Raw genomic sequence first — 2,262 nt, 5'->3', positions numbered from 1 at the left:
CTGTCGGGGGTCCGGCGGCCACGCCGCCGGAGCGGACGGGTCTCAGCTGGCCAGGCGCTGGGGCAGGGCGGGCCGGGCGGTGAGCACGGAGGCGGCGTCGCCCCGGGTCTCGCGCAGGCGCCGGAGCGTGCGCACGTCGAAGGCCGCGACCACGGCGAGGGTGTCCTCGCCGGCGATCCGGCAGGGCAGGCCGAGGGGCGTCACCCGGAAATGCAGCTGCACGAGGCGCAGCAGCCAGAGCGGGTTCATCTCGATGACGATCGACTCGATGCCGCTCTCCAGGCCCCACTCGACGATGCCGGCGAGCAGCGCGCTGCCGACCGGGCTCAGGATGCGGCCGCGGTCGCGCACGTCCCGCTGCACGGCGTAGCGGGTCCACTCCCACACCCGGGCGCTGCGCGGCGCCTCGACCTCGCAGAGCTCCGGCAGCACCTCGGTGAGCAGGTAGGGGCGGGTAGTCGGCAGCATGCGCTGGTAGCCGACGACGCGGTCCTCCTGCATCGCCAGCATGTGGACGGCGTGGCCGTCGTCGAACTGGTCGATCTCGCGTCCGTCGGGCTTGGCGAGGTCGTGCCAGCCCTTCTCTTCGACGAAGACTTGGTGCCGCAGGCGATAGGCCTGTTCCATGGCATCGCGGTAACGATCGACGTTCTCAGGGGTGACGATATGGATCAAGACGGCCTCCATTGATTGGCCGTCAGTATCGTTCCTAAGTATTTCTCCGAAAGTACGCGTTCGCGTACTATTCTGCACTTAAAATTGGCGCAGCTTGACTGGATTTGATTAACCCGTCCGCGTTTGCGGTCGGCCGCCCCGCCACCTCGCCGGCAGCCGTTTTCGAGGAACCGGTATCCGATACGAGGGCTTGCTGCGCCTACTTCAGCAACCCGCGACGAAACCCTTCCGCGACCGCGTGCGTCCGGCTTGCGGTGCCGAGCTTGGTCCGGATCGAGCGCAGGTGCTTCTCGGCGCCGTGCTCGGAGATCGACATCAGCTCGCCGATCTCCCACTCGGTCTTGCCGTCGGCGGCCCATTGCAGGGCCTCGCGCTCGCGCGGGGTCAGCCGGACCTCCGGCCGCGGCGGTCCTTCGCCGAGCGCGATCGACCGGCCGAAGGCGTAGCTCGCCACGAGCTGCAGCATGCCGCGCAGCTCCGGCGACGGGTCGAACCGCTCGGCACCGAAGCTGAACCCCGCGACGCGCCCGTCGAGGGTGATCAGCGGCACGGTGAAGCCCTGGCGCAGGCGGAAGTCGCCGGCCTCGTCCATCACCCGCCGGGCGGCGGCGTCGGCGCGGTAGGCCGGCTCGATGTCGGACCAGCGGAACGGGGTCAGGTCGGCGGTCAGGCGGCGGATGGTCGGATCGCGGAAGAGGTGGCCGGCCTTGAAGTAGCGCTCGGTCCACCCGGGCGGCGTGCTGTCGAGCAGGACGTGGGCCGCCTGGTCGCGACGGCTGGTGCCGGGGATCGGGATGATGCCGGCGAACGTGCTCTCGACGCCGAGCTTGGACACCGCGTCGAGCAGCGTGCGGTCCAACGCGTCGACCGAGCCGGCCCGGTCGAAGGCCTGGAACAGGCCGTAGGTGACGTCGAGGGCCTTCGTGATCATGCGTTGCGCAGCCCTTTCGCAGGAGCCGTACGACGGAGCCGGCCGTCGCCCGCCGGTCGCGGACGCGACGGATATCGCGTCCGGCGGCTGGACAGACACCATCCTGCCCTGTTTATAGAGTCCTGTAAGTTTATTCTAGGTTGCATAACGAGACCGTGGCGTAAGGAGCCCACCGTGGAGGACGGCCGGAACGACGGATCGGATCGATCCGAACGGGCGCAGATCCTGCTGGGCAAGATCGCGGAACTGCTTCGCGTCGACACGGCGTTCTTCCTCGGCCCGCGCACCGGCGTCCAGGCCTCCGATCCGGACCCTGCCGAATTGCTGCGGCTGTTCCAATCCATCGGCGACGCGGAGCTCCGCCGCTCGGTGATCGCCATGCTGAAGGACCTCGAGGCGAAGGACGACACCCGCCGCGATTCCTGAGGGCGCGACGCCCCGCGTCCTCGCGCCCGCTTGCCCCCGGACGGGCGCGGACGATCTCTGGACGACGTGTCCCATATCTTCGAGGCCTGCGTGCTCAGAATTTCGATCCCGTCCCGAGCGGCCGCTCGCCCGCATACGCGCCTCTCCGTTCCCCGCTTCGCCACCCCCCACCTCGCCATCGCCTACCTCGCCTTGCCCCTGCTCGCGCTCGGGGCCGCGCCGGCGACGAG

The 2,262-nt window shown here is 69.6% G+C and carries 3 protein-coding genes; 1 reads left to right on the top strand and 2 read right to left on the bottom strand.

All coding sequences use genetic code 11. The annotated features are described in order from the left end of the window. Positions 1–42: 42 nt before the first annotated feature. Both FV229_RS26545 and FV229_RS26540 read right to left on the bottom strand, forming a co-directional pair. Positions 43–675, bottom strand: coding sequence for an acyl-homoserine-lactone synthase (locus tag FV229_RS26545; protein ID WP_147754772.1), 633 nt, complete (start codon positions 673–675; stop codon positions 43–45). A gap of 199 nt (positions 676–874) precedes the next feature. Then, positions 875–1,606 (bottom strand): autoinducer binding domain-containing protein, encoded by a 732-nt coding sequence (locus tag FV229_RS26540; RefSeq protein ID WP_147754771.1) that lies wholly within the window; start codon positions 1,604–1,606, stop codon positions 875–877. A gap of 174 nt (positions 1,607–1,780) precedes the next feature. On the opposite strand from FV229_RS26540, the gene FV229_RS26535 reads away from it, so the two are divergent. After that, entirely contained in the window at positions 1,781–2,032 is a 252-nt protein-coding gene (locus tag FV229_RS26535; protein WP_147754770.1) for a hypothetical protein, read from the top strand. Positions 2,033–2,262: the final 230 nt, after the last annotated feature.

The organism is Methylobacterium sp. WL120, from assembly GCF_008039465.1.
In the GTDB taxonomy this organism is placed as follows: Bacteria; Pseudomonadota; Alphaproteobacteria; order Rhizobiales; family Beijerinckiaceae; genus Methylobacterium; species Methylobacterium cerastii.
The sequence above is the reverse complement of the archived record's forward strand: the minus strand, read 5'-3'. Positions and strand labels throughout refer to the sequence as shown.